At 34.5% G+C, this 2,367-nt stretch carries 4 protein-coding genes; 1 reads left to right on the top strand and 3 read right to left on the bottom strand.

Features of this window, described 5'->3' with window-relative positions; translation table 11 throughout:
- Positions 1 to 138 precede the first annotated feature (138 nt).
- Positions 139 to 657, bottom strand: a complete 519-nt coding sequence (locus G3569_RS18105; protein ID WP_165271493.1) for a GNAT family N-acetyltransferase — start codon at positions 655 to 657, stop codon at positions 139 to 141.
- 99 nt (positions 658 to 756) lie between these two features.
- Positions 757 to 1,209, bottom strand: coding sequence for a MarR family winged helix-turn-helix transcriptional regulator (locus G3569_RS18100; protein WP_165271492.1), 453 nt, complete (start codon positions 1,207 to 1,209; stop codon positions 757 to 759).
- Between the two features lie 98 nt (positions 1,210 to 1,307).
- On the opposite strand from G3569_RS18100, the gene G3569_RS18095 reads away from it, so the two are divergent.
- Positions 1,308 to 1,952: a YczE/YyaS/YitT family protein gene (locus tag G3569_RS18095; protein WP_165271491.1), complete on the top strand. Its 645-nt coding sequence runs from the start codon at positions 1,308 to 1,310 to the stop codon at positions 1,950 to 1,952.
- Here the strand turns inward: G3569_RS18095 and G3569_RS18090 are convergent.
- Positions 1,949 to 2,299, bottom strand: coding sequence for an antibiotic biosynthesis monooxygenase family protein (locus G3569_RS18090; RefSeq protein WP_205720288.1), 351 nt, complete (start codon positions 2,297 to 2,299; stop codon positions 1,949 to 1,951). The genes G3569_RS18095 and G3569_RS18090 overlap by 4 nt on opposite strands.
- Positions 2,300 to 2,367: the final 68 nt, after the last annotated feature.

Genomic DNA, 2,367 nt, shown 5'->3' with positions numbered 1-2,367 from the left:
GGCAAAATAACGACATTGCGCATAAGCTGCACGCAGATTGATGTTGAATTAGCAACTAACGAAAGAGGAGACTCAAAACCAAGAGGGGCAAAGAATTGGCGAGGCGTGTCCGCTTAATGCGTGGGTTATACCCAATCTTTAACTAAGCTCTTTTCGCATTATGTAATCTTTCTGTTGTTCTTCACCCATTAAGAAACTATGGCTTCCAATTGTTATAAACCCCTTGTGTTCATAGAAAGAAATAGCCTGTTCATTATGTTCCCATACTCCCAACCAGATATACCTTTTATTTCGATTATTAGCAATAGAAATGGCTTTTTCGAGTAACGTACTGCCCAGACCTTGGCCCTGGAACTCTTTTCTAAGATATATACGTTCTATTTCTAATCCATCCTTATCTTGGAATTCTGTCTGTGCTTCATTTTCATTGACTTTAAGATATCCAGCCAATTCTCCATTACTATATAGAAATAAAAAAAGGGAGTTGGGATTACTTATTTCCTTTTTAAGTTGCTCTTTATTGAATGCAGATTCCAAATATGCAGCCATTGTTTCGGAGCTATTCATATCCGCAAATGTTTCATGGAATGTTTCTTTAGCTACTTCAGAAAGAAGTTCAATATCAGATAATGTACAAGTGTTAAAATCCAGATCCATTGGTATGGGTAATTATTTTTATTAGCAGTTTTTTATTTAAAGGATTATTTATGTTACTAAACTAATTTGCTTCCGTTGGTATGAAGCATGCTTCAATAATTAATAGTTACGCTTGTTTCCTTTTTTCACAAATTCCCAGTCCTTTTCTATATTTTTTCTTACTCTTTGAAGAAGGTTAAAAAGGGTTTTAGACTCTTTTTTGGTAAGTCCCTCTAACGCAACATCTTCAGAATAGTCATTTTCCCTTTTTATAAAGGAGTAAGCATTTTCTCCTTTATCAGTAGGAAAGAGCCTGTTTATTTTTTTATTATTTTTATCACCTCTTTTTTCGATAAAGCCATTCCTTTCTAGCTTTTTTATTGCACGAGCAGCGGTTGTTCGATCTACTTTTATCATCTTAGCTACCTCTCCTTGAATGATGCCAGGATGTTCACATATTCGAACGAGATACAAATATTGCCCTTTTGCCAAATCAAGTTCTTTAAACTCAATATTGCTTATCGAATCTAAAGCCCTTGCAATCATTCCAATTTCCCGGAGGATTGTACTCATAATAATTGTCTTTACACCTTAATGTTGTAATTGCAACAAAATATCGTTACTCTAAAATAAATTTAAAATGTTGCATTTGCAACAAATAAATAAGGCCCATGCACGCGAAGTATATTTTTTACGTATTTGGAATTTTAATCTTAACACTTGGCATTTCTTTAACTATACAATCCAACCTTGGAACTTCCCCATTTGATGCTCTTTTGGTAGGATTAGCAAAGGATATCGGCCTTACTGTGGGAAGCTGGGAGATAATAATATCTTCCTTGTTAATAGGCTGTGATTCATTGCTAAAAAAAGACAAGCCAGAAATACTAGGGTTAGTAACAGCTTTTGTAACGGGGGTTGGTATTGATATATGGCTTTTTCTATTTCACAATACTATTACACCTAACGTTTGGTTTAGCCAAGCAATTTGTTTTGGTATTGGATTAATTGTTATAGGGTTAGGAACGGCAATGTACTTGCAAACTAATTTTACCCCCATACCTATCGATCGATTAACATTAACCATACAGGAATTAGCCAGAACAAGCCTATTTTTTTCGAGAACATTTATTTACCTAGTATTCCTGGTATTGGCATTGGCTTTAAATGGACCAATTGGCATCGGAACGGTATTAACCGTTTGTTTCGGTGGACTTATTCTTGACTGGTTTATGCCATTAACTAAGAAATTATCCAACAGCTTTTTGGCGCGATCAGTGACAACATCAAAGTGTGATAAAGATAACACCATTTAAAGGCCATTATCTGACTTGAATGTCAACACCTTTGAAATGATAACTTCATAACCACTATACCATTTTTCATAATTCTGCTTGGCTTTTTGGTGGTCTGGATGATTTGAAAACTTCTGCAATGATTCTAAGCTATCCCAATAGTAAACTACTGATCTTTTATTTTCTTCTTCATTTGACCAACTTTCTTTACCTAAAAAGCCAAGATTAGTATTTGCAACTTTATCTATGATATTATTTAAGCGCTCAAATTCTGAATCATAATTTTTAATGCGAAATATAAAAGTAGCTGAATACACAGAACTTCCATCGTTAATCAATTCATTAATTTGTTGAGCACTTCTTTTCATACTTTGTTGTCTATTTTAGATTGGTAAAAATGGGTATAACGGATGGCGCTACAGCTGCAGGCGCCGGA

Source organism: Fodinibius halophilus (genome assembly GCF_011059105.1).
GTDB lineage: Bacteria > Bacteroidota > Rhodothermia > Balneolales > Balneolaceae > Fodinibius > Fodinibius halophilus.
This window is presented reverse-complemented; position numbering and strand designations above follow the sequence as displayed.